The 22708-nt window shown below is 66.6% G+C and carries 22 protein-coding genes; 5 read left to right on the top strand and 17 right to left on the bottom strand.

The window, feature by feature from the left end:
• The first annotated feature begins 94 nt into the window (after positions 1-94).
• On the top strand, positions 95-1819 hold the full coding sequence (locus HPC46_RS20340) for a PE-PPE domain-containing protein (RefSeq protein WP_179473204.1): 1725 nt from the start codon (positions 95-97) through the stop codon (positions 1817-1819).
• Here the strand turns inward: HPC46_RS20340 and HPC46_RS20335 are convergent.
• From HPC46_RS20335 to HPC46_RS20300, 8 genes are all read right to left on the bottom strand, one after another.
• Positions 1816-2961, bottom strand: a complete 1146-nt coding sequence (locus HPC46_RS20335) for a thiolase family protein (protein ID WP_179473202.1) — start codon at positions 2959-2961, stop codon at positions 1816-1818. The genes HPC46_RS20340 and HPC46_RS20335 overlap by 4 nt on opposite strands.
• Positions 2962-2965: 4 nt before the next feature.
• Positions 2966-3385, bottom strand: a complete 420-nt coding sequence (locus HPC46_RS20330) for a Zn-ribbon domain-containing OB-fold protein (protein ID WP_179473200.1) — start codon at positions 3383-3385, stop codon at positions 2966-2968.
• Positions 3386-3479: 94 nt separating this feature from the next.
• Entirely contained in the window at positions 3480-4469 is a 990-nt protein-coding gene (locus HPC46_RS20325) for an LLM class F420-dependent oxidoreductase (RefSeq protein WP_179473198.1), read from the bottom strand.
• 9 nt (positions 4470-4478) lie between these two features.
• On the bottom strand, positions 4479-5873 hold the full coding sequence (locus tag HPC46_RS20320) for an amidase (protein WP_179473196.1): 1395 nt from the start codon (positions 5871-5873) through the stop codon (positions 4479-4481).
• Positions 5874-6379: 506 nt separating this feature from the next.
• Positions 6380-7876: a class I adenylate-forming enzyme family protein gene (locus HPC46_RS20315; RefSeq protein WP_179473194.1), complete on the bottom strand. Its 1497-nt coding sequence runs from the start codon at positions 7874-7876 to the stop codon at positions 6380-6382.
• A gap of 210 nt (positions 7877-8086) precedes the next feature.
• Positions 8087-10222, bottom strand: a complete 2136-nt coding sequence (locus tag HPC46_RS20310; RefSeq protein WP_179473192.1) for a 3-hydroxyacyl-CoA dehydrogenase NAD-binding domain-containing protein — start codon at positions 10220-10222, stop codon at positions 8087-8089.
• Positions 10223-10231: 9 nt separating this feature from the next.
• Positions 10232-11443, bottom strand: coding sequence for an acetyl-CoA C-acetyltransferase (locus tag HPC46_RS20305; RefSeq protein ID WP_179473190.1), 1212 nt, complete (start codon positions 11441-11443; stop codon positions 10232-10234).
• Positions 11444-11557: 114 nt separating this feature from the next.
• Positions 11558-12208, bottom strand: coding sequence for a C39 family peptidase (locus HPC46_RS20300; protein WP_179473188.1), 651 nt, complete (start codon positions 12206-12208; stop codon positions 11558-11560).
• A gap of 58 nt (positions 12209-12266) precedes the next feature.
• Here HPC46_RS20300 and HPC46_RS20295 point away from each other — a divergent pair, with 58 nt between their 5' ends.
• On the top strand, positions 12267-13448 hold the full coding sequence (locus HPC46_RS20295) for a pyridoxal phosphate-dependent aminotransferase (RefSeq protein ID WP_179473185.1): 1182 nt from the start codon (positions 12267-12269) through the stop codon (positions 13446-13448).
• Here HPC46_RS20295 and HPC46_RS20290 read toward each other — a convergent pair.
• Genes HPC46_RS20290 through HPC46_RS20280 form a run of 3 tightly spaced genes read right to left on the bottom strand, consistent with a single transcriptional unit; the run spans position 13431 to position 15482 of the window.
• Complete coding sequence (locus HPC46_RS20290) at positions 13431-13883, bottom strand: SRPBCC family protein (RefSeq protein WP_179473183.1); 453 nt, start codon at positions 13881-13883, stop codon at positions 13431-13433. The genes HPC46_RS20295 and HPC46_RS20290 overlap by 18 nt on opposite strands.
• A 58-nt stretch (positions 13884-13941) precedes the next feature.
• Positions 13942-15024, bottom strand: coding sequence for a CaiB/BaiF CoA transferase family protein (locus tag HPC46_RS20285; protein WP_179473181.1), 1083 nt, complete (start codon positions 15022-15024; stop codon positions 13942-13944).
• Positions 15025-15038: 14 nt separating this feature from the next.
• A complete protein-coding gene (locus HPC46_RS20280) occupies positions 15039-15482 on the bottom strand; it encodes an SRPBCC family protein (RefSeq protein WP_179473179.1) in 444 nt (147 codons plus the stop codon).
• Between the two features lie 98 nt (positions 15483-15580).
• On the opposite strand from HPC46_RS20280, the gene HPC46_RS20275 reads away from it, so the two are divergent.
• Positions 15581-15934 (top strand): UBP-type zinc finger domain-containing protein, encoded by a 354-nt coding sequence (locus HPC46_RS20275; RefSeq protein ID WP_179473177.1) that lies wholly within the window; start codon positions 15581-15583, stop codon positions 15932-15934.
• Here HPC46_RS20275 and HPC46_RS20270 read toward each other — a convergent pair.
• On the bottom strand, positions 15817-16218 hold the full coding sequence (locus HPC46_RS20270; protein ID WP_179473175.1) for a hypothetical protein: 402 nt from the start codon (positions 16216-16218) through the stop codon (positions 15817-15819). The two genes, HPC46_RS20275 and HPC46_RS20270, sit on opposite strands and share 118 nt — an antisense overlap.
• A gap of 52 nt (positions 16219-16270) precedes the next feature.
• Positions 16271-16663 carry a nuclear transport factor 2 family protein gene (locus HPC46_RS20265; protein WP_179473173.1) on the bottom strand — a complete coding sequence of 131 codons (393 nt, stop codon included), beginning with the start codon at positions 16661-16663 and terminating at the stop codon, positions 16271-16273.
• A gap of 67 nt (positions 16664-16730) precedes the next feature.
• Here HPC46_RS20265 and HPC46_RS20260 point away from each other — a divergent pair, with 67 nt between their 5' ends.
• On the top strand, positions 16731-17984 hold the full coding sequence (locus HPC46_RS20260) for an enhanced intracellular survival protein Eis (RefSeq protein ID WP_179473171.1): 1254 nt from the start codon (positions 16731-16733) through the stop codon (positions 17982-17984).
• 6 nt (positions 17985-17990) lie between these two features.
• Here the strand turns inward: HPC46_RS20260 and HPC46_RS20255 are convergent, their stop codons facing one another.
• Positions 17991-18590 (bottom strand): TetR/AcrR family transcriptional regulator, encoded by a 600-nt coding sequence (locus HPC46_RS20255; RefSeq protein ID WP_036420681.1) that lies wholly within the window; start codon positions 18588-18590, stop codon positions 17991-17993.
• A 74-nt stretch (positions 18591-18664) separates the two neighbouring features.
• Between HPC46_RS20255 and HPC46_RS20250 the strand changes: the two genes are divergently transcribed.
• Positions 18665-19153, top strand: a complete 489-nt coding sequence (locus tag HPC46_RS20250) for a DUF2834 domain-containing protein (RefSeq protein WP_179473169.1) — start codon at positions 18665-18667, stop codon at positions 19151-19153.
• On the opposite strand, the gene HPC46_RS20245 is transcribed toward HPC46_RS20250, so the two are convergent.
• From HPC46_RS20245 to HPC46_RS20235, 3 genes are all read right to left on the bottom strand, one after another.
• Entirely contained in the window at positions 19126-20217 is a 1092-nt protein-coding gene (locus HPC46_RS20245) for an alkene reductase (protein WP_179473167.1), read from the bottom strand. The genes HPC46_RS20250 and HPC46_RS20245 overlap by 28 nt on opposite strands.
• Before the next feature lie 43 nt (positions 20218-20260).
• Complete coding sequence (locus tag HPC46_RS20240; RefSeq protein ID WP_179473164.1) at positions 20261-21541, bottom strand: HNH endonuclease signature motif containing protein; 1281 nt, start codon at positions 21539-21541, stop codon at positions 20261-20263.
• A gap of 99 nt (positions 21542-21640) precedes the next feature.
• On the bottom strand, positions 21641-22669 hold the full coding sequence (locus tag HPC46_RS20235) for an LLM class F420-dependent oxidoreductase (protein ID WP_179473162.1): 1029 nt from the start codon (positions 22667-22669) through the stop codon (positions 21641-21643).
• Positions 22670-22708: the final 39 nt, after the last annotated feature.

The following is a 22708-nucleotide window of genomic DNA, read 5'->3' as shown; positions in this document are numbered from 1 at the left end:
TGAACGCTGCACGCGGGAAACAAATCTGACAGCGAACGCAGCGATGACCCGCTAGTCTTCGCTACAAACGTGGTCGGGTGACGAAGGGGCGTTCGTGAGGGCAGCAGGCTTCATTGGTCGAGTTGGTGGCTTGGCGGTCGCGCTGGGAGTGGGCGCCGCGGTGTTCAACGGCGCGGTGGCGTGGGCCGATGACGCCGACTCGGCGGGATTTTCTGCGCACGCCGGCTCCGCCCGCTCGGCGTCCGGCGACACCGGCACCACCGCCGGCCCCAAGAAGGCCGCACCCCACGCGACATCGGCCCGCAGCCGCCCGACCGCGACGGTGCGAGCCCAGTCCGTCACTTCGGTGGCAACCGCCAAGTCCGCCGCAGCCGACCCGTCGGCGCCCGATACCCCCGCCGCCGGCTCCACGCTGGAGTTGGCCGCGCTGGCCTACAGCCGGCGCGACACCGGCCTGTCGGCTCGCCCTGCCGCAGCGGTATCGCTGGCACCGGAAGGATCGGTCCAGGCGCTCGCCGCACAGAACACCGCATTGATCATGGGCCCCAGCGGGGTTCCGATCCCGAAGCCGACGTATATCCAGAGCGTTTTCGATCTCTACATCAATCCGAGCTACCCCGGATCCGTCCCGTTCCAGCTGGACACCCCCGAGGGGCTGTACCCGATCACCGGCGTGAAGAGCCTGCCGCTGAACGTGTCGGTCCAGCAGGGCATCGACATCCTCGCCGCGGCAATCGCCCAGCAGGTCGCCGCAGGCAATACGGCCACGGTGTTCGGCTATTCGCAGAGCGCGATCATCTCCTCGCTGATCATGAGCCAGCTGCCCGCGGACACACCGGTGAACTTCGTGCTGGTCGGCAACGAGATGAACCCCAACGGCGGAATGCTGTCCCGGTTCCCCGGGCTGAACCTGCCGAGCCTCGGCCTGCCATTTTACGGTGCTACCCCTGAAAATGCTTTCCCCACAACGAATTACACGCTCGAATATGACGGGTTCGCCGACTTCCCCCGCTACCCGCTGAATGTCGTGTCGGTTCTCAATGCCGGACTGGGCATCATCTTCGTCCACACCAAGTACGCCCAACTCACCCAGCAGCAGGTGGATACGGCCATTGCGCTGCCGACCACCGACCCGAGCCAGAAGTACTACATCATCCCCACCGAGAACCTGCCGCTGCTGGAACCGCTGCGCCTGATTCCGGTGATCGGCGACCCTGTCGCCGATCTGCTGCAGCCCGCGTTGAAGGTCATCGTGAACCTGGGCTACGGCGACCCAAAGTACGGCTGGTCCAACGAGGGATTCGCCAACCAGCAGACAACTTTCGGCATCATCCCCGATGTCGACTGGGGTGAGGTCGCCAGCCTGTTCTTCGCGGGTGTCCAGCAGGGCATCGGCGACTTCGTCGCTGACGTCAGCGCGGGCGGAGTGATGTGGCAGGAACTCGCGGCGCTGACACCGCCCAAGCCGGGCCCGGCACCCACATTGCCGACACCGACCAGCGTCATCAGTGCATTGCAGACGGTGACCACCGACATCGCCTACAACATCTCCAACTCCACGGCGGCGCTGTACGCGGCGGTGCTGCCGACGGTCGACATCGTCAACGCGATCGTCACGATGCTGCCCGCCTACGGGATCAACCTGTTCCTCGGCGGGATTGCGCAAGCACTGTCCGGCGACGTGATCAACGGTCTGGTCAACGCGATCGGCCTTCCGATCGCCGCGGCCGCCGGCCTGGTCACCACGGCGTCGTTGATCGAAGTGCTCGTCCTGCTGCAGGCAGTCCAGGGGTTCCTCGGCCAGGAGACGAACGTCTAGAGCGAAAGTATTGTCGCCGAGGCGGTTCCGGGTGCTCCGTAGACCTGCGCGAGCCCGATGCGGGGGTTGCCCGGCACCTGACGTTCACCGGCCTCGCCGCGCAGCTGACGCACCAGTTCGTGCATCTGCCGCAGTCCCGAAGCGCCGATCGGCTCGCCGTTGGCGATGAGTCCGCCGTCGGTGTTGATCGGCAGTGAGCCACCGATCTCGGTCTCGCCGTCGGCCAGCAGCTTCTCCTGGTCGCCGTCGGCGCACAGACCGGTCTCGGCCATGTGGATGATCTCGGCACCGGCGTCGGTGTCCTGCAGCTGTGCGATGTCGACGTCCTCGGGCCCGATCCCGGCCTCTTCATAGGCGGCCTTGGCGGCGTAGACGGTCGGCGACACGTCCTCGTCGAGCGGCGCGGAGGTGCCGTGCACCTCGTAGGCGCCGTAGGTACGGGTGCGAATCTCACTGGCACGCACGTAAACCGGCTTGTCGGTGAATTTGTGGGCGATATCGGCGCGGCACATGATGACCGCCGCGGCCCCCTCGTCGGGCGCGCAGAACATGAACTGCCGCAACGGGTAGTTCAGCACCGGCGACGCCATGATCTCCTCGACGGAAATCTCTTTGCGGCGGAACGCATTCGGGTTCAGCACACCGTTGCGGAAGTTCTTGTTGGCCACCCGGGCCAGCGTCTCCTCGGAGATACCGTGCTCGTGGATGTACCGGTTGGCCTTGATGCCGAAGAACTTGGTGGTGACGAACTGGCCGTTCTGCGCATACCACTGCGGCAGAGCCAGTTTCGCGGGGTCATCGGTGAAGGCGCCGCGCGGGTGCTTGTCCAGGCCCACCGCGATGCCGATGTCGTATTTGCCGAGCCGGATGGTGTCCGCGGTCTGCTGGATGGCGCTGGCCGCGGTGGCGCAGGCGTTGAAGACGTTGGTGAACGTGATCCCGGTGAGGCCGACCAGACGCGTCACCGCGTCCGGATTGGACACCTCATAGCTGCCGCCGAAGCCGAACTGGATGTCTTTCCACTCAGCGCCGGCGTCCTTGAGCGCCAACGCGATTGCCTCGGCCCCCATCTCCATGGCGGTCTTCTCGAACCGCCCGAACGGGTGCAGGCCGACACCGATGATCGCGACGTCGTTAGTCATGTCGTTAGGCCTCCGCCGGCGCGAACGCGAACGTGACGATCTCGTTGCCGTCGGCGTCGGTGGCGAACGGGATCATCGTCAGTTCGACGTCCATGCCCCACTTCAGCTTCTCCGGATCGTTCTCGGTGAGCCGGCCCTCGACGCGCACGACGCCGTCGAGCTGCACCAGGCCCACGCCGAACGGGACGAAGTCCTTACCGGTGGGGCCGATGTAGGGCGCACCGGGCGGGAAGCCCTGGGTGGTCCAGGCCACCAGGGTGCCGCGCCGGGGCAGCTTGACCTCGCTCATGCCGGCCGCGCTGCACCGCGGGCAGCGGTCCTGACGGGGAAAGACCACGGCCGAACAGCTGGCGCATTCACTGCCGATCAGCTGCGGGTTCTCGTCCGGCCAAGTGGAGATTTCGGGCGCCAAGGCCTTTTGCATAGCGGCATCCTCCGTAGTCCATGTCGGTACGCGGATCGTACAACACTGTTGGCCGCGGATGGAAACCACATTCTCATTTAAATGCACGCTCTTCTCACGCGAGCGCGGGAATCACCTCACGCTCGAACAGCTCGATGCCCGACCGGTCGTAGGCCGCCTCCGGGAAATAGCAGATCACGTACTCACACCCCAGCTCGCGCAGCGCCGTCAGGCTCTCGACGACCTGCTCCGGCGTGCCCGCGGCCGAGCCTGGCGCACTGACCGTCGTCATCATCGCGTCGGCGGCAGCGTCACCGCAGATCCCGGCCAACCGGTCGCGCACCCGCTTGACCCGCTGCGCGACGTCGTCAGTCGAGCTGCCGATGATCGCGTTCACGTTGGCCGAGCGCACGATGGCATCGAAATCGGTGCCCACCTCCCGACAGTGCTCGGCGAGCACCTTCGACTTGTGCTCGAAGCCCTCGGGTTCGGAGGTGAAGTTGGTGTACTGCGCGTATTTCGCGGCGATCTTCAGCGTCACCTTCTCCCCGCCGCCCGCGATCCACAGTGGAATCCCGCTCTCCTGCAGCGGCTTCGGAGCAACGATCGCACCGTCGACCTGGTATTCCTTGCCCTCGAAACTCACCTTTCCGTCCCGCCAGGCGTCGCGCATGATCTGCACACCCTCGTCGAGCCGGGCCAGCCGCACACCCGCGGAGGGGAACCCGTAGCCGTACGCGCGCCATTCATGCTCGTACCAGCCGCCGCCGATGCCCATCTGCACCCGACCGCCGGAGATGATGTCGGTGGTCGCCGCGACCTTGGCGAGGTACACCGGGTTGCGGTAGCTCATCGCGGTGCACATCTGCCCGAGCTTGATCCGCGAGGTGCTCGCCGCGTAGGCGGCCATCAGCGTCCACGCCTCGTGAGTGGCTTCGTCGGTGGGCACCGGCACGGTGTGGAAATGGTCGTAGACCCACAGCGAGTCCCACGGTCCCGCGTCGGCGTGATCGGCCAGATCACGCATTACCTGCCAGTGCTTTTCAGTAGGGATGCCGACCAGATCCAATCGCCAGCCCTGGGGAATGAACAGTCCGAATCGCATGCCCCGACTCTACGGCGGCGGCTGCCAGCCGCCCAAGGTTGCCTCGAGGTGCGCGGCGACCGCCAGCGCGGTGGCATCCTGCCACGGCCGGGCAGCGATCTGGACACCGATCGGCAACCCTTCCGACGACGTTCCGCACCGGACGACGACCGCTGGCCAGCCGGTCAGATTGTGCGCCATCAGATGGGAGAAGTCGCTGATCTCCACCAGCCCGTGATGGTGCGGCTTGGCCGGGCCCGGCATGGCCGGTCCGATGATCACGTCGTAGTCGGCCATGAAAGCCAACATGTCGAGCCGGAAGGTGTCGATGTCGACCAGTCGATTCCTGGCTTCGGTCACCGTGAACTCGACGTCGCGGGCCTGCCGCAGGAACTCGGCGAGTTCTTCTGAGGGATCGGTCGCACCCATGGCAGCCAAGTCGGCCTCGAAGCCCCTGCCCCGGTCACCGCCGAGAAAGACCGATTTCCAGAGCAATTCGATGGTCCGGTTCAGGCACTCCGGCTGATCCCAGCGGACGGCCGCACCGGCGTCGGCGACGGCGTCGGCTGCCGCGGTGACGACGGCGGCGACCTGCGCCTCCGGCGGGGAGACGCCGTCGTCGAGATACGCCGCCGCCCGCAGCGAGGCAACGTCGACGTCGCCGGGATCGTCGACCGGCGCGGCGGCGGCATACGGATCACCGAGATCCGGGCCGCTCATGATCGACAGTGCCAACTGAAGGTCGGCGACCGAACGCCCCAGTGGTCCATAGCAGTTGAAGGGGCTGAAAATGCCTGGCGCGTCGCCGAATACGCTGCCGGTCCTGGGGATCCGGCCATGCGTGGGCTTGAGTCCGGCGATACCGCAATTGTGCGACGGCTGGCGGATGCTGCCGCCGCCGTCGGAGCCCACGCTCAGCGCCGCCGCGCCGGCGCTGACGAGCGCCGCCGATCCGCCGCTGCTTCCGCCCGGAGTGCGGGTGTGATCGAACGGATTGTTGGTGCGCCCGTACAGGTTGTTGTTGGACTCGCCGCCGCGCCCCATCTCCGGCACGTTGGTCATGCCCAGCACGATCGCTCCTTCGGCACGCAGCCGGGACACCACCGTCGCATCGCGGTCGGCGATCGCCCGCAGCGCGGGGCTGCCGCCCGAGCAGACCAGCCCGGACACCAGCATCACGTCCTTGACCACCACCGGTAGCCCGTGTGCCCGGCCCAGCGGCTCACCCCGCGCGACCCGGCGATCGGCCGCCTCGGCAGATCCTCGCAGCGCATCCGGGTCAGCCGCGGCGATCAGGGCGTTGAGCCCGGGGTTGACTGCGTCGATGCGGGCCAGGTGGGCGTCGAGGACCTCGCGGCAGGAGACCGCACCCGTGGCCATCACGCGGACGAGTTCGTGGGCGGGTAGATGGCAGAGGTCGGTCATGCCCGCAATCGTGATACGACGGGCCCTGGACGGCAATCGGCCCCTCCCAGCTGGGAGGGGCCAACGCTCCCCCTTGCCTCCTCATATCCCCTGGCGTAAGGCTGCAACACCGCAAAATATAGCTGAGAACAACCTGAGATGCATCAGTTCAGCAAAAAATTTTCGCCGCCGAGGCAAATACACTCCGGACTGGTGTCCAGTTATCCGTTCCCAATAAATGTCGAGATCAGAAGCACTTACCCGAATCTTGAGCGACGGCAAATCATGCACAAACCTAACGATAGGCAATTCGTCCAGCAACTGAGGTCTCGGAATTGCAACGGGCATGCCACACCAATGTTTGCCGACATCGCCAAGCCCCACGTTTGTCGCAGGTCATCGACCAACAAAAGTCGGCATAGCGGATTTGCGATTGTGCGGCGGCCGGCCGAGGCCGGGCACTCACCTCGCCGCCCGTCGCCGGTCCGGTAGCGACCATCCTGGCAATGCCCCGACGCGCGGGACGCCTAAGACGGGGCGCCGGTATACATCGCGGCCACGTCGCGAAGGGAGACTTTCAGCGACGGGTTCCGTGGCAACTCGTCGACGACGACCACCGCGACGGGCACGCAGTGCTTCGGTAGCGCATCGCGGACCATACCGATCAGTTCGGCCGGCTCCGGTGCCGGCGCCCCGGCGATCGCTTCGACCGCCGCGAACGGCACCTCGCCGAGCCGGGCATCGGGAACGCCGACCACTGCGGCATCGCGCACCGACGGGTGGGAGACCAGCACCCGCCGAACGATCTCCGGCAGGACCTTGAACCCGCCGCGGTTGATCGCCCCGTCGGCCCGCCCGTGCAGCGTGATGAAACCGTCGGCATCGATGGCGGCGAGATCGTTGGTGCGGATCCAGTCCGGGCCGATGGCCGCGATCCTGGCTTCCAACACACCCTGCTCGCCGAGCGCCAGCTCGCCGCCGCTGCCCGGGTCGACGATGCGGACCTCGGTATTCGGCATCACCCGCCCCGAGCTCGCACGCTTGACCGCACCGAACTCGCGGTAGAGCTCAGGCGTCCACGTGCACACCGAGCCAGCGAATTCCGTTGCACCGTAAGCCAACAGGACCGGCACACCGTAACGCTCCTCGAAGGCGTCGCGGGTTTCGGGATCCAGCGGGCCAGCCGCGCTGATCACGTACTCGAGCGAGGCGAGGTCCTCGCGGGGCAGGTCGGCATCCAGAAGCATCCGTACCGCTGCGGGCTGCAGCCCGCAGCGGCGGATGCCGTAGGTCTTCACCACGCGCACCCATTCGGCGACGCTGAACTTCTCCAGCAGGGTGATGCGCTTGCCGAGGTAGGCACCGGTGATCACCTGACAGACCCCGCCGATCCCGCCGAGCGGCCAGTACATCAGCTCGGGTGGGTCGTCGGCGCGGGCCCCGCCGATCGCCACGCTGGCCACGGTGTGCTCCAGCACCGACGCCGGGATGACATGGCGTTTGGGCGGGCCGGTGGTTCCGCTGGTGAGCACCCGCAGACCGGCCGAGCCGTCCCGTCCCGCCGCGCGCAACTCGTCCGACACCCGTTCGATGCCGGAAACCAGTCCCACGGTGGGCGGTTTCAGCGAGACCGCGATACCCGCCGTGCCCGCGCGGCGCGCCGCTGCGATCGCTGGCTCGGTCCAGTCCTCGCGGTCGGCGACGACGGCGGCCAGCCCCAACTGCTCGATGTCCCGGCCGATCGCCTCCGCAGACTGGAACGAATAGATCATCGACACCCACCGGCCGGCGCCCAGCAGGCCCACCACGGCAGCCGCGTGGGGTGGCCGGTTGCGGGCCACCACCCCCACCGCTGCACCGTCGGCGACGCCGGCCGCGCGCAGTGCCGCGCCGATGTCGTTGGCGTAGGCGGCGATCTCGTCACCGGAGTACCACCGGCCCTTGAACTCGATGCATGGCGCGTGGCCGTATCCGGCCAGGCTGACAGCCAGTCTGCTGCTGATCGTCGCTGCGCCGTCGCCCACGGGCTCACGCTAACCGTGGCTGTGACAAGACCTTCCACGTGGTCCATAGTTAGGGTTACCTAACTGTGGAGGACGCATGGCGACGACAATCTTCGACAGGGTGTTGCGACGGGACATCGTCCGGTTCCGCCGTACACCGTAGGAGCGTGAGCAGACGCGAAAACCCCCGAAAATTGGTGGTTTCGGGGGTTTTCGCGTCTTGTCGACGACCTACAGCAGTGACGCCGGCGGGTTGAACCGCTCGCCGTACTTGGCGGCCAGCTCCTTGGCACGGGCCACGAACCCGGCCTTGCCGCCGTGCGGGTAGCCGACGATCAGCTGCGCGGCACCGCCGGTCCACGGCGGGAAGCCGATGCCCATGATCGAGCCAATATTGGCGTCGGCCGTCGAGGTGATCACGCCCTCGTCGAAGCACTTCTGGGTTTCCAGCGCCTCGGCGAACAGCATCCGGTCGATCATGTCCTGCAGCGGCGGAGTCGACGTGCCCGAGGAGAAGGTCTCCCGCAGCCCCGGCCACAATTGAGTGCGCTTACCGTCGACATACTCGTAGAAGCCGGCGCCGGAAAGCTTTGACGGACGCCCGATTTCGATCATCTTCTCGACGACGGCCTCGGCCGGGTGCGGCTCATAGGTGCCACCGGCCTCCTCGACGCCCTTGCGGGTGGCGACCGCGATCTTGTGCATCAGCTCGAGGTTGAGCTCGTCGGACAGCTGCAGCGGCGCTGCCGGGTAGCCGGCCTGCGTACCCGCGTGCTCGATCGAGGCCGGCTCGACACCCTCACCGAGCATCGCCAGCGCCTCGTTGACGAAGGTTCCGATGACGCGGCTGGTGTAGAAGCCGCGGCTGTCGTTGACCACGATCGGGGTCTTGCCGATGGCCAGCGTGTAGTCGAACACCCGGGCCAGCGCTTCGTCGGAAGTCTTCTCGCCCTTGATGATTTCCACCAGCGGCATCTTGTCGACCGGCGAGAAGAAGTGGATCCCGATGAAGTCCTCCTGGCGCTTCACCCCACTGGCCAGACCGGTGATCGGCATCGTGGAGGTGTTGGAGCCAAGGATCGCGTTGGGTTCGACGATGTCCTCGATCTCCTGGAACACCTTGTGCTTGAGTTCCTGGTTTTCGAAGACCGCCTCGATGACGAAGTCGACGCCGGAGAAGTCGGCGGGATCGGCGGTCGGAGTGATCCGGCCGAGCAGGGCCGCCGACTTTTCTGCGGTGGTCTTGCCGCGCTCGACGGCCTTGGCCTCCAGCTTCTCGGAGTAGCCCTTGCCCTTCTGCGCGGCTTCGAGCGAAACATCCTTGAGCACAACGTCGAAACCGGCCTTGGCCGAGACGTAGGCGATACCCGCGCCCATCATGCCCGCGCCGAGCACACCGATCTTGGTGATCGGGGTCTTGCCGATGCCCTCGGGCCGCGAACCACCGGAGTTGATGGTCTGCAGATCGAAGAAGAACGCCTGGATCATGTTCTTGGCGATCGGCCCGGTGACCAGCTCGGTGAAGTAGCGGCTCTCGATGCGGCAGGCGGTCTCGAAGTCCACCTGCGCGCCTTCGACCGCGGCGGCCAGGATAGCCCGCGGGGCCGGCATCGGCGCGCCCTTGAGCTGCTTGCGCAGCAGCGACGGGAACGACGGCAGGATCGCCGCCAGCGCCGGGGTGGCCGGGGTGCCGCCGGGCATCTTGTAGCCCTTGGCATCCCAGGGCTGGGTGTGCGACTCCGGGTTGGCCTTGATCCACGCCTTGGCGGCCGGAACCAATTCCTCTACACTGCCGACGATTTCGTCAACCAGGCCATTGTCCTTGGCCGCAGCCGGCTTGAAGCGGGTGCCCTGCGACAGCACGTTCACGAAGCCGTTCTGGATACCGAGCATCCGTGTGATGCGGGCGACGCCACCGCCGCCGGGTAGCAGCCCGAGGGTGACCTCGGGCAGGCCGATCTGGACACCCTTGACGTCGGCGACGATGCGATGGTGACAGGCCAGCGCGATCTCCAGGCCTCCGCCGAGCGCAGCGCCGTTGATGGCGGCCACCACCGGCTTGCCCAGGGTCTCCAGTGCACGCAGATCTGCCTTGATGTCCTGAACCTCGGCGAAGATCTCGCCGGCGTTCTCCGGGCCTGCGGTGATCATGGCCTTGAGGTCACCGCCGGCGAAGAAGGTCTTCTTGCCGCTGGTGACCACCACACCGGTGATCGAATCCTTCTCGGCGACAAGGCGCTCTACGGCCTTGTGCATGGACTCCTTGTAGTGCTCGTTCATCACGTTGGACGAACCGGTCGGGTCGTCCATCGTCAGCGTGACGATGCCGTCGGCATCCTTGTCCCACGCAATCGTGTTCTCTGCCATGACTTTTCCTTAAACCCTCTCGATGATGGTGGCGACACCCATGCCGCCGCCGATGCACAGCGTGATGAGCGCGCGCTTGGCACCGCGGCGCTCGAGCTCGTCGACCATGGTTCCCGTGATCATCGCGCCGGTGGCACCCAGCGGGTGACCCATCGCGATCGCGCCGCCGTTGACGTTGAGCTTCTCGCTGGGGATGTTCAGGTCCTTCTGGAACTTCAGCACCACCGACGCGAAGGCCTCGTTGAGCTCGAAGAGGTCGATGTCGTCGACCGTCAGTCCGGCACGGTCGAGGACCTTGCGGGTGGCCGGCGTCGGGCCGGTCAGCATGATCGTCGCGTCGGCGCCGCTGGTGGCGGTGGCCACGATGCGCGCCCGCGGGGTCAGGCCCTGGGACTTGCCCGCAGCTTCGCTACCGATCAGCACCAGCGCGGCGCCGTCGACGATTCCGGAGCTGTTGCCGCCGGTGTGGACGTGGTTGATCTTCTCGACCCAGTGGTACTTCTGCAGCGCCACGTCGTCGAAGCCGGCCATCGCGGCCAGTCCCTCGAAGGCGGACTTCAGCTTGCCGAGGCTCTCCACGGTGGTGCCGGGGCGCATGTGCTCGTCGTGGTCGAGGATCAGCAGGCCGTTCTGGTCCCGTACCGGAACCACGGACTTGGCGAAGTAGCCACCCGACCACGCCGCAGCTGCACGCTCCTGGGACTGTGCGGCGTAGGCGTCGACGTCCTCGCGGGAGAAGCCCTCCATGGTCGCGATCAGGTCGGCGCCGATGCCCTGCGGCACGATGTAGTTGTCGAACACGGTGGCCGGGTCGGTGAACATCGCACCGCCGTCGGAGCCCATCGGGACACGGCTCATGGACTCGACGCCGCCGGCGAGCACCAGGTCGTCCCAGCCGGAACGGACCTTCTGCGCGGCGGTGTTGACGGCTTCCAGGCCCGAGGCGCAGAACCGGTTGAGCTGGACGCCGCCGACGGTGTCGGGCATGCCTGCCGCGATCACCGCGGTGCGGGCGATGTCGGCGCCCTGGTCGCCGACCGGGGAGACGCAGCCCAGGATGACGTCGCTGATCAGGTTCTCGTCGAGGTCGGGGAAGCGCGAGCGCAGTTCCTCGATCAGCCCGACCACGAGGTTCAGCGGCTTGACCTCGTTGAGCGAGCCACCGCGCTGCTTACCGCGCGGAGTTCGGATGGCCTCGTAGATGAAGGCTTCTTCGGACATGTGTGTTTTCTCCAGGTCCTGTTCGGAATTGGCGTGACGATCGTTCGACAGTCGTCCTCTGATCGCGAAGCCTACCAAGCCCGCCCAACCGGATGGTTGGGCAGTCGCTCAGGGTCATTGTGCGGCGGTGACGATGATCGAATCGTTCGAGGTGTCCCAGGCCTTCATGAAGGTGGCGACCGGGATCTTCGTGTTCGCCTCGTCGGCACCCGGATCGTTGAGGTGCACGACGTTGTTGGTGCTGTCGACGCCGGTCACGACGACGAAGTGGTCGGCGGCGGTCCGCTGGTCGTCGGTGTCCCAGATGAGTGCGGAGTTGACGTAGGCGATCACCTTGCGGCCGGCTCCGAGGTAGTGCTCGAGGGCGTTCAGGCCGGTCGCATCCGGTCCCGACGTATCGCTGTTCACCGATGCGATGCCGTAGTGCTTGAGCAGTACCGGCAGATCGCCGACGGAGATACCGCCGGTGTCGGGCTGGTAGATCTTGATGCCGGGGTTCATCTCCGACGGCGTCTGCTCGGCGACCAAGAGGATCTGCGCCTCGGTCGGGCGCTCCCCGGTGAGTTGTCCGACAACGTCGGCCACCGACATGGCCCCGCAGTTGTCCTCCAGGGACTGCGCCGCCCAGTACGGCGCCGCCGCGGCCGGGTCACCATAGACACCGGTTTGGGAGCCGGACGGATCGGCCATCGCCACACCCGGGCTGAGCAGGATCGCCAACGCCGCGACGATCGCGACCACACCCGAGCGCAACAGCGACCTCATCGGCCGATCGTAAATGACGAAACTGCAGATGATCGGTCTCCGACTAAGCTCCGCGATCATGACGGTCTCGAGGTTGCAGCCGTACGCGGTGACGATTTTCGCCGAGATGTCGGCGCTCGCCGCACGCATCGGCGCGGTGAACCTCGGCCAGGGCTTCCCCGACGAGGACGGTCCGGCCGGCATGCTGGAGGCCGCGCAGAAGGCGATCGCCGAGGGCGTCAACCAATACCCGCCCGGATTGGGCATCGCCCCACTGCGCGAGGCGATCGCCGCCCAGCGCAAGCGGCAGTACGGCGTCGAGTACGACCCGGAATCCGAGGTGCTGGTCACCGTCGGCGCCACCGAGGCGATCGCGGCCGCCGTCATCGGCCTGGTCGAACCGGGCTCGGAGGTGCTGCTGATCGAGCCGTTCTACGACTCCTACTCCCCCGTCGTCGCGATGGCCGGCTGCCGGCGGGTGGCCGTGCCGCTGGTCCCCGACGGCCGCGGTTTCACCCTCGACATCGACGCGCTTCGCGCCGCGGTGACCCCGCGAACCAGGGCGCTGATCGTGAACTCGCCGCACAACCCCACCGGCATGGTGCTCTCGGATCACGATCTGCGGGCACTGGCGGCACTGGCCGTCGACGCGGATCTGCTGGTGATCACCGACGAGGTGTACGAGCATCTAGTCTTCGACGCCAAGTCGCATCTGCCGCTGGCGGCCTACCCGGGTATGGCGGAGCGGACTGTGACGATCTCGAGCGCGGCCAAGATGTTCAACTGCACCGGCTGGAAGATCGGCTGGGCCTGCGGCGCCCCGGATCTGATCGCCGGTGTGCGGGCGGCCAAGCAGTACCTCAGCTATGTGGGCGGCGCCCCGTTCCAGCCCGCGGTGGCCTACGCACTGAACTTCGAAGAGGCGTGGGTGAGTGCGCTGCGCGATTCGCTACAGGCCAAGCGCGACCGGCTCGCGGCAGCGTTGACCGAGCTGGGCTTCGGGGTGCACGACAGCGCGGGCACCTACTTCTTGTGCGCCGACCCGCGGCCGCTGGGCTATACCGACAGCACCGCGTTCTGCGCCGAGCTACCCGGCCGGGCCGGGGTGGCGGCGATCCCGATGTCGGCGTTCTGCGACCCGGCGTCCCCGCACATCGGCGCGTGGAATCACTTGGTGCGCTTCGCTTTCTGCAAGCGTGACGACACCCTCGACGAGGCGATCCGACGGCTCGCCCACTCTGATCTAGCCGGGCGCGGCTGACGCCTTGCCGTTCAGGACGAAGCGGCGCAGGCCTTCCGTCGCGGCGGCGAGCACCGTCTTCTTGGCGCGCTTGACCAGAAACTGCGGCAGCGGCGCGGACGGTTCGACGGTGACGTCGAAGCGGACCCGCGTGGCATCGCCCTCGCGCGCAAGGGTGTACTCGACGTGCTGGGCATGCTGTTGCGCGGTGCGGTCGGCGTCCCAGACGACCCAGTCCCGGCCCCAGTGGTATTCGAGGATCTCGTGATCCAAGAAGCCGAACATGCGGATGGTGACCTTGACGCGGCGCGGCCTGCCGTCGTCGTAGCGATCCACGACATGGGCGTCCTTGTGAATCGGCGACCACACCGGCACTGACTCGACATCGGCGAGCGCGTCGAGAACAGCCTCCGGCGGGGCGTCGATCACGATTTCACGCGATGCCCGAACCGCCATACCAGCAAACATAACTACCGAAACGACCGACCGTGTCGGCTTTGGCGCAGTTCGCCGATTACCAGCCGAGTTCGGTCAGTGGCGTTGTTTCCTGTGGCGGCACACCGACGGGGCCGGCGGCACTGCGGGAAAACCGCGGCGCGGGGGCAGCCTGCTGGGTCCCGTCGATGTCGATGAGCGTTCGGCGCGCCAAAAGGTGTTCGTTCGAGGCAGCCTCGGACCAGCTCAGCACGGGGGTGACGCACGCGTCGGTGCCGGCGAAGATCGCCGTCCACTCCTCTCGGGTCTTGCCGGCGAAGATCGATGCGAATTGCTCCCGCATCTGCGGATAGCGCGCGACGTCGGATTGCTCCGGCACGGCGTCGGTCGACAACCCGAGGCCTGCCAGCAACTGGGCGAAGAACTGCGGCTCGATCGCACCGACCGCCATGTACCCGCCGTCGGCGGTCTGGTAGGTCCGGTAGTAGGGCGCGCCGCCGTCGAGCAGGAACGATTCGCGTCGGTCCTTGAGGCTCCCGGTCGCCTTCATCGTCCACATCATCTGGGACAGCACGCTGACCCCGTCGACCATCGCGGCGTCGATCACCTGACCCGCACCCGACTTCTCGCGCTCGTAGAGGGCGGCCACGATGCCGAGCAGCACCAGCATCGAGCCGCCGCCGAAGTCGGCGACGAGGTTCAGCGGCGCGACCGGCGGACGGTCGGCGTAGCCGATGGCGCTCAGCGCACCGGTCGCCGACAGGTAGTTGATGTCGTGGCCGGCGGTCGACGCCAGCGGCCCATCCTGCCCCCAGCCGGTGATGCGGGCGAAGATCAAACCCGGATTGACCGCCGCACAGTCATCGGGTCCGATGCCGAGGCGCTCACAGGTGCCGGGCCGGAAGCAGTCCAGCAGGACGTCGGCCCTGGCAGCCAGGTCCAGCAGCGCTCCCGGTTCGGACTTGACGTCCAGGTCGACGACCCGCTTCCCGCGATGCAGGAGGTCGACGTTCTCGGCGGGCATCGTCAAACCCCCGGCGGGACGCCGCACCCTGACCACGTCGGCACCCAGGTCCGCCAGGATCATCCCGGCGTGCGGCCCCGGCCCGATCCCGCCGAGCTCGATCACTCTCACCCCGGCCAGGGGTCCGGTATTCGTCACGGCCGTAAGGTAACTCAGCTGCCTTTCTGGATCTTCAGCACCTGCTTGCGCAGCCCGTCGGTGGCGGTCTCCAGCGCGCCCTTGATGACCCGCTTGACGACGAACCCGGGCAGCGGCACCGCGAGGTCGATGGACAGGTCGAAGCGCAGCTTGGTCTTGTCACCGTCCGGAGTCAACGTGTACTTGCCGTCCTGCGAACGTAATTGGCTGGCCTTGAGCAGGGTCCAGCTCACCACGTTGTCGCCGTAGGTGTATTCGACGATCTGCTCGTCGGTCAGGCCGGCCGCCTTGATCGTCATCTTGACCTTCTGCGGTCTGCCGTCGTCATAGGCCTCCAGCACTTCCGCGCTTTGATACTGCGGTGACCAGGTCGGCGTCGACTCGACGTCCGTGATGACGGCGAGGATCTCCTCGGGGCTGGCCTCGATCACGACCTCACGGGAATCTTTAGTTGCCATGGCGTGACCATAGTTGGTGGCGGCTGATCGCACGGCCGTTCGCCATGAGGTCTCTGCGCCGCAAGGAAATTCAGGTCGGGGGCAGTAAGCTGCCAAACATGGGTGAAGCGGTCGATCCAACGGTTCCACCAAGCGGCACCGGCTGCGTCGAATGCGATGCCGCCGGCGGCTGGTGGGTGCACCTGCGGCGCTGCGCGGCGTGTGGCCACATCGGCTGCTGCGACGATTCGCTGATGCGGCACGCCGCCGCGCACTGGCGGGAGAGCGGGCATCCGATCATCCGGTCGTTCGAGCCGGGCGAGGACTGGTTTTGGGACTACCAGAGCAACCAGTACTACGACGGGCCCGTCCTGGCGCCGCCGGAGTGCCGCCCGGTCGAGGAGACCACGCCGGGCCCGCGCGGGCGGGTGCCGACCGACTGGATGGAGATCCTGCGCAACCGCGCCGACTGAGTCAGCGCACCGGCGCAGCCGCGCACGCACACCGTCGCGCTGGCATCGTCGGTGAGGGTGTTGTCGTCGACGACGATGCGTTTCTTGCGAAGCACCGAGCGACCGCAGGCGATGAACGGCACCGGTGTCGCGCCGCCGTCAGCACAGATCTGCACCGAGTCGGCGAAGCGGGTGCCGAGCTCGCCCTGCTCGAAGTGCACGGTGTAGCGGATGGTGAGAAGCCAAGTGCCGTCGGGACGCTGCTCCCCCGACACGATCAGGGAGTCGTCACCGATCCTCGCCATGCACTAGATCGTCCTCCGGTCGGCGGCCGAAGCGCGGAGCACACGCCGGGATTTACGCCAATCCGGCCGCGGCCATTTCCTTTTCAAATTCCTTCGCCATCCGCTCGGCGAACGCGGTGATCGCCTTGAGCGGGCGCAGCATCACGGTGAACTCGTCGATCAGGCCGTCCTCGCGGACGTGCAGGAAATCGCAGCCGTTGATCTCGAGGTCGCCCACCTTGGCGACGAACACCAGCGCGTGGTCCGCCTGGCCCTCGCCGCCGATCTCCTTGACGTAGGTCAGGTCGGCGAAGACCCGGGACACCGCCCGAAGGATCACGCCGATCTGCTCGCGGCCCTGATACGGCTTGTGCGCGATGGGGCTGCGGAAGACGACGTCGTCGGTGCAGAGGGCGGGCAGAGCGTCGAAATCACCGGCTTCGACGGCGGCGCGAAAAGCATGCATGGCCTCAGCATGCCACGGGTGCAGATCAGCTATGGCCGCGCCAGGTGAGAGCACGAAAGAAATAGGAATGCGGCAGCCACTCGCATATGACAACGTCGACCGCGTGGTCGATGCCATTCCGCTGCCTGAGGGCATCACATTGCGCAGTGCTCGTGATGACGACTGGCCGGCGATGAGGCGGCTGGCCGCGACGTGTTTCGGCTCATTCCGAGATCCCGACACCCTGACCACCTGGCGATCGATGTCACCCCGAGAAGGGGTGATCCTCGGCTGCGACGGCACCGACATCGTCGGCATGTGCATGCTGCTGGATCTTGAGCTCACGGTGCCGGGAGGGCGGCAGCTCCCCACCGCCGGTGTGACCTGGGTGGCCGTGGCGCCGACGCACCGACGCCGCGGACTGCTGCGGGCCATGTTCACCGGACTACATCAACGAATCGTCCAGGCGCAGTATCCGATTGCGGGCTTGCTCGCCAGCGAGGCAACCATTTACGGCCGTTTCGGCTATGGGCCCGCGACCACCGAGACAGCACTGAGCATCGAGCGTCGCCACGCGCGGCTACACCCCGAGGTTCCGACCATCGGTGGTGTGCGGGTGGTGGACCCGGCAGAACACCGCGACCACTTGGCCGATATATGGGAGCGATGGCGGCGGCGCACACCCGGCGGTCTGCGCACCCCGCCGCAGCTGTGGGACGAAGTCCTCGCCGATCGCGCCTCGGCCCGGCATGGTGGCAGCCCGCTGTTCTGCCTCCTGCACGACGACGGCTTCGTCATGTACCGGACGCACGACGCCGAGGCCGGAAAGTCCGTCGAAGTCACCAAGTTCACCGCTGTGACCGGCGATGCCCGTCTCGCACTCTGGCAGACGCTGCTTGGGTTGGACCTCATGCACACCATCACGGTCGGCACCCACCCTGCTGATCCGTTGCCTCACCTGCTGGCCGACCCGCGCCAAGCCTGCACCGTCAGCAGCGAGGACGCGCTTTGGCTGCGAATCGTCGATGTTCCAATGGTTTTAGCGGCTCGACGCTATTCACACGATGTGTCGACGGTGATCGAGGTGTCCGATGCTGAATTCCACGGCGGCGGACGGTACGCGCTGATCATTCGGGACGGCCAGGCCCGCTGTGTGCCCAGCGACGAGTCGCCGGAGGTCCGGCTTGACCTGTCGGTGCTGGGCAGCATCTACCTCGGCGCTCATCGCCCGTCGGCGTTCGCCGCCGTGCATCGGCTGCACTGCGACAAACCGGACCTACTGCGACACCTCGACCTTGCGTTCAGCTGGGAGGCTCCCGCCGAGCTCGGGTTCGGATTCTGACCGTCGTCAGCCTTCGATGATCCCGCCGCGCAGCGACTCGAGCGCGGTACGGCACAGCCGCCCCAGCTCGGTCAGGGACCTGTCCTCGCCGACCATCCACAGCTCCATCGCCCCGAAGACGGCCGCGGCAATGCAGCGGGCCGTGACGATGACACGCAGCCGTTCGTCGGGTGTGGTCGGCGGGGTACTCAGGGACAGCTGGTCGGCAATTGCGTCGGCGAACTCGGCCTCCACCTGCCTGGTGTGGCGGACGATGCGGCCGGGGTCGAGTTCCTTGGCCCGCAGCGAGGCGATCTGGGCGACGGCCTCCGGATCGTAGGGCGAGGCGTCGATGGCCGACTGCACCGATTCGATGATCGACTCACCCGGTGAGCGGGCGTTCAGCGCAGCACGGAACCATTCCAGACCCACGTCGTAATCGGCAAAGAGCAGGTCGTGCTTGGACGTGAAGTGCCGGTAGAACGTGCGCAGCGAGACGCCCGCATCGTCGGCGATCTGCTCGGCAGAGGTGTCCTCCACGCCCTGCGCGAGGAAGCGGACCAGGGCAGCACGGCGCAACGCGTCACGAGTGCGCTCGCTGCGCGCCGTCTGAGCAGGCCGAACCACGCAGGTAACGTACCGCACAAAGAATTGTCAAAATTGACAAAACGCGGGCCAATCTTCACTACAGTTACGAAGCCATGACGCTCCTCGTTCATGCAGTGCTGGCTGTCCTCGTCATCGCGTGGATCATCGGATCCAACTCATCGATCTTCAAACGACCGGCCACCGGCCCCGCCGTCAGTGCGCTCGAGATCGTCTACTACGTCGTCGGTCTGGCGTCGATCGCGCTGGGCTGGTACTTCAACATCCAGTTCGTGCACGAGTACGCCGACGGCGGCGGTAACGTCTTCACCGGCGCAGGCAGCTGGTGGCAGTTCATCACGCTGGGATACGACAACCCCGCCGCGGCGTCGGCCAGCCAGGACTACACGATCGGCAACGTGATCCTGCTGCCGTTGTTCACGATCGTCGACGGCTACCGGCGGGGCATCCGACGGCCCTGGCTGTTTTTCGTCTCCAGCCTGTTCACCAGCTTCGCGTTCGCGTGGGCGTTCTATCTCGCCACGGTGGAACGCCAGCGGCTGCATGAGAAGTCTTCTCAGCCGATCGGCGCCAGCGTCGGGTAGTCGACATAGCCCGCCGGCCCCGGTGAGTAGAACGTGGCGACGTCGGGCTCGGTGAGTTCGGCTCCCGCGCGCAGCCTTTCGATCAGGTCAGGGTTGGCCAGATAGGCCCGGCCGACGGCCGCGGCGCTGATGGCACCCCACTCAGTGAGGTTCTCCAGCTGGCAGAAGGTCGTGTCGACGTCGCGGCCGGTGTTGAGCACGAACGGCCCTGGCCACAGGGCCCGGACAACCCCGAACTCGGGGGCATCCGGGTCGATGAGGACGTGCAGGTAAGCCAGTCCGAGTGGCGAGATCCGTTGCAGCAGAGCTTCATAGGCCGAGACGGTGTCGATCTCGTTGACGTCGCCCGCGGAGTTTCCCGGCGAGATACGCACCCCGACGCGGCCGGGCCCGATTTCATCGGCCACCGCCTCGACGACCTCGGCGGCCAGCCGCGCGCGATTCTGCGCAGATCCGCCGTACCGGTCGGTGCGGGTATTGGCGGTGTCGGACAGGAACTGGTGCAGCAGATAACCGTTGGCGGAATGGATTTCGACGCCGTCGAGTCCTGCGTCGACTGCGCGGCGGGCGGCCGCGCGGAATTGTGCGACCACACCGGCGATTTCGTCGGTGCGCAGCGCTCGCGGCACCGGGAGCGGTTGCTTGCCATTGGGGGTATGGGCTGACAGGTTCGCGGCGATCGCCGAGGGTGCCACCGACTCGGCACCGTTGATGTCCGGGTGCGCCATCCGGCCCACGTGCCAGATTTGCATGAACATCAGCCCGTCCCGGGCATGGACCGCGGCGGCGACCTCGGCCCACTTCTCCTGATGGTGGTCGGTATAGATGCCCGGGGTGTTGACGTAGGCGCCGTTGCCGGCCCGGGAGATGGCGGTGGCTTCGGTGATGATCAGGCCGGCCGAGGCACGCTGCGCGTAGTACTCGACCTGCAGGTCACTGGGGGTACCGTCGGCCTGCGCCCGCGAGCGCGTCAACGGCGCCATGAACAGCCGATTCCGGGCCGTGCTGGCGCCGATGGTGATCGGCTGGAGCAGGGCTGAGTCATCGGTCAGCGTGAACGTCATGCTTGCCTACAAGTGCCGGTGAGCATGGATTCATTCCCCGGCCCTAGGGATCATCGTCTTTCGGCAGGAAGCGCTCAGGATGATGGAAGTCGTTGGTGCCGCCGCGCAGCGGCACGTCGGGTGGTGGACTCCAGTGGGTTTGGCCGCCTGCGAGTTGGTGGGTGGTCCAGCCGTCGTTTTCGACGAGCAGGTTGTCGCATTTGCACGCCAGGGTGAGGTCCTCGATGTCGGTCCTGCCGCCGTGTTTCCAGTCTTTGGTGGCGTGGTGGACCTGGCTGTTGTAACCGTTCACGGTGCACCCGGGTGCGGTGCAGCCCCGGTATTTGGCCAGCAACATGATCCGCTGATCCGCCGAAGCCAGCCGTTTGGACCGGCCCAGCCACAGCGACTGCCCGCTGACCCCGTCGAACACCGCCAGATAGTGGTTCGCGGGAGCGTTCATTCGAATCAGATCCGAGATCGGGATCAACGTTCCGCCCGCCGTCACGGCCTGGCCGGCACCGGCCTGGAGGTCTTGCAGGGTGGTGGTGACGATCATCGTGACCGGAAGGCCGTTGTGCTGGCCGAGTTTGGGATCGCCGAGCCGCTCGCGCACCAACCGCGCGAGAGCATCATGCTGGCGTTGGGCGTGGCTGCGCAGGTCATCGGGTCCCGCGGCGGCGAGTTTGGCGAACACGGCATCCAGCTCGGCCCGCAATTGCGGGGTGGCCACCAGTTTCCCCTCACTCATCCCGTCGGGGCGTTGACTTCCGGTCCACAGGAAGCCGCGTTTGCGGGCCCGGTCTTCCTCGGAGAACTTCCCGTCGGGGTTGAGGTGCGTCGCGAGTCGATCGGCGACTTTTTCCAGCTGATCGGGTCGCATCGTCTGGGCGTGCTGGGCCAGGGTGCGTTCGGCCTTGTCCACCTCGACCGGCCCCACATGATCGGGCAGATCGCGGAAGAACTTCTGAATCACCCGCACATGCTCACCATCCAAGCGACCGGCCGCCCAGGCGGCGCCGGTTTCCGGGAGCAGTGCCGGAAGTGCATCACCGGTCAATGTCGTGCGTGGCGAGAGTTGTTCAGCATCCCGAATCCGGCGGTTGGCCGCGGTGCGGCTGATCCGCAACACATCAGCCAGCACGAACGAAATCGGCGGGCAGCCCTCATACCGCTCCAGATGGGTGATCTGGGCATGCGACACCGCGACCTGGCGGCGCATCGCGCTTTCCAGCCGCTCGATGGCGGCGAAGCGTTGCGGGGCGGGCAGCTCCTCGATATCGGCGGCAGCCACGAGTTCGACCGCCGCATCCAGCGCATCCAGCGCCTGAGCTATCGAACACATGTGTGAATCATACGATTCAACACCGACAAGAGATGTCCCGCGAAAACGGACCTGGGGATGAACCCAAGACTGGGGATAACACAACTCCCCCAACGCAACTCAGCTGGTGCGCACCTCGTCGAGGAACGCCCGCACGGTATCCTCCGACGCCGACGACGGCAACCCGACCATCACCCGGTCGATGATCCCGTCGCAGCGCTCCCGCAGCGCGCGAGCCAACTCATCGAGGGGTGCGACGACGGCGAACGTCTCCAGGATGTCATCGGAAATCAGCGTCGCCATGCCATCCCACTGACCCTCCAGCGAAAGCCGGTGCAACTCGGTCTGCAGATCACCCCAGCCGTGCAGCTCCAACACCTTCCGATACGCGGGAGTCGACGCGTAGAAGGCGATCTGCTTGCGCGTGCCCACTGCGGCGGCCGCGATCTCCGCCTCGTCGGTACCGGTGACCACGAATACCGGTGCCATCACCTGGAAGTCGCCCCGCGTCCGGCCCGACTTCGCCATCCCGCGCTGCAGCGCCGGAATCGTCACTTCGTCGAAATACCGCTTGGTGGTGAAGGCATGCGCGATCAGACCGTCGGCGACCTCGCCGCACATCTCCGTCATCAACTCACCGACCGCCGCGATCGCGATCTTCGGCGACCCGTACGGGTGCGACTCGGGCACGAACATCGGCGTCATCAGCCGGTGGGTGTAGAAATCACCGTCGAAGCTCAGCTTGCTGCCGTCTCGCCAGCAGTCCCAAATCGCATGCAGCGCAAGGACGAACTCGCGCATGCGCCGCGCCGGTTGGCTCCACGGCATGCTGAAGCGCTTCTCGATGTGCGGTTTGATCTGTGTGCCCAGCCCCAGGAGCAGCCGCCCCTGCGAATAGTCCTGCAGATCCCAGCCGATATTGGCCACTGTCATCGGATTGCGCGCAAAGGCCACCGCGATCGACGTACCCAATTCGATCCGCGTGGTGTGCTCGGCGGCCAGCGTCAGCGGCAGGAACGGGTCGTGACTGATCTCGGCCGTCCAGCATCCGTCGTAGCCGAGCCGCTCGAGCTCGCGGGCCGCATCACCCACGAGGGCGAGCCGGCTGATCACGCCCCGGTCGACCTTGAGACCGCCGACCTCGCCCATGGCGGCAGACGCTACAGTAAGCACTTCAGTATGGTCAAC

It is taken from the genome of Mycolicibacterium vinylchloridicum, assembly GCF_013404075.1.
GTDB lineage: Bacteria > Actinomycetota > Actinomycetes > Mycobacteriales > Mycobacteriaceae > Mycobacterium > Mycobacterium vinylchloridicum.
This window is presented reverse-complemented; position numbering and strand designations above follow the sequence as displayed.

Coding starts and splice junctions, on each gene's coding strand:
- HPC46_RS20300 (WP_179473188.1), bottom strand. CDS start 12,208: ATGAGGTCGCTGTTGCGCTCGGGTGTGGTCGCGATCGTCGCGGCGTTG.
- HPC46_RS20235 (WP_179473162.1), bottom strand. CDS start 22,669: ATGGGCGAGGTCGGCGGTCTCAAGGTCGACCGGGGCGTGATCAGCCGG.
- HPC46_RS20310 (WP_179473192.1), bottom strand. CDS start 10,222: ATGGCAGAGAACACGATTGCGTGGGACAAGGATGCCGACGGCATCGTC.
- HPC46_RS20265 (WP_179473173.1), bottom strand. CDS start 16,663: ATGCATGCTTTTCGCGCCGCCGTCGAAGCCGGTGATTTCGACGCTCTG.
- HPC46_RS20325 (WP_179473198.1), bottom strand. CDS start 4,469: ATGCGATTCGGACTGTTCATTCCCCAGGGCTGGCGATTGGATCTGGTC.
- HPC46_RS20290 (WP_179473183.1), bottom strand. CDS start 13,883: ATGGCGGTTCGGGCATCGCGTGAAATCGTGATCGACGCCCCGCCGGAG.
- HPC46_RS20260 (WP_179473171.1), top strand. CDS start 16,731: ATGCGGCAGCCACTCGCATATGACAACGTCGACCGCGTGGTCGATGCC.
- HPC46_RS20275 (WP_179473177.1), top strand. CDS start 15,581: ATGGGTGAAGCGGTCGATCCAACGGTTCCACCAAGCGGCACCGGCTGC.
- HPC46_RS20305 (WP_179473190.1), bottom strand. CDS start 11,443: ATGTCCGAAGAAGCCTTCATCTACGAGGCCATCCGAACTCCGCGCGGT.
- HPC46_RS20245 (WP_179473167.1), bottom strand. CDS start 20,217: ATGACGTTCACGCTGACCGATGACTCAGCCCTGCTCCAGCCGATCACC.
- HPC46_RS20295 (WP_179473185.1), top strand. CDS start 12,267: ATGACGGTCTCGAGGTTGCAGCCGTACGCGGTGACGATTTTCGCCGAG.
- HPC46_RS20330 (WP_179473200.1), bottom strand. CDS start 3,385: ATGCAAAAGGCCTTGGCGCCCGAAATCTCCACTTGGCCGGACGAGAAC.
- HPC46_RS20250 (WP_179473169.1), top strand. CDS start 18,665: ATGACGCTCCTCGTTCATGCAGTGCTGGCTGTCCTCGTCATCGCGTGG.
- HPC46_RS20320 (WP_179473196.1), bottom strand. CDS start 5,873: ATGACCGACCTCTGCCATCTACCCGCCCACGAACTCGTCCGCGTGATG.
- HPC46_RS20240 (WP_179473164.1), bottom strand. CDS start 21,541: ATGTGTTCGATAGCTCAGGCGCTGGATGCGCTGGATGCGGCGGTCGAA.
- HPC46_RS20280 (WP_179473179.1), bottom strand. CDS start 15,482: ATGGCAACTAAAGATTCCCGTGAGGTCGTGATCGAGGCCAGCCCCGAG.
- HPC46_RS20270 (WP_179473175.1), bottom strand. CDS start 16,218: ATGGCGAGGATCGGTGACGACTCCCTGATCGTGTCGGGGGAGCAGCGT.
- HPC46_RS20335 (WP_179473202.1), bottom strand. CDS start 2,961: ATGACTAACGACGTCGCGATCATCGGTGTCGGCCTGCACCCGTTCGGG.